Source organism: uncultured Virgibacillus sp. (genome assembly GCF_947495635.1).
Taxonomy (GTDB): Bacteria; Bacillota; Bacilli; order Bacillales; family Amphibacillaceae; genus Virgibacillus; species Virgibacillus salarius.
In genome coordinates this window covers 1-212 of record NZ_CANMAB010000264.1, presented here as the reverse complement: position 1 = coordinate 212, position 212 = coordinate 1, and the positions used below count along the sequence as shown (strand labels likewise).

Below are 212 nucleotides of genomic sequence, written 5' to 3'. Positions count from 1 at the left end.
AAAAAAGATTCCAGCTATCATTTTTTGATAACTGGAATCTTTTTTAACTTCATAAGGGCTAGTTATGTCCCAGCCCCCTGCTTGCTTGACCACCACTCCGGCTGCCCACTGCCCTTTCCGTGGGGTTTGTCCTTTAGCTAACTTTTTTAGCAAAACCCGCTCAAAAAAGTGGATCTTCAGGTCAAACATTTCCCACAGGAGTTGAAGTGGCC

At 44.8% G+C, this 212-nt stretch carries 1 protein-coding gene; it reads right to left on the bottom strand.

What is annotated here, in order from left to right; translation table 11 throughout:
* The coding region (locus Q1A47_RS20785; RefSeq protein ID WP_299632776.1) for a hypothetical protein at positions 1-212 on the bottom strand (212 nt) is incomplete at both ends.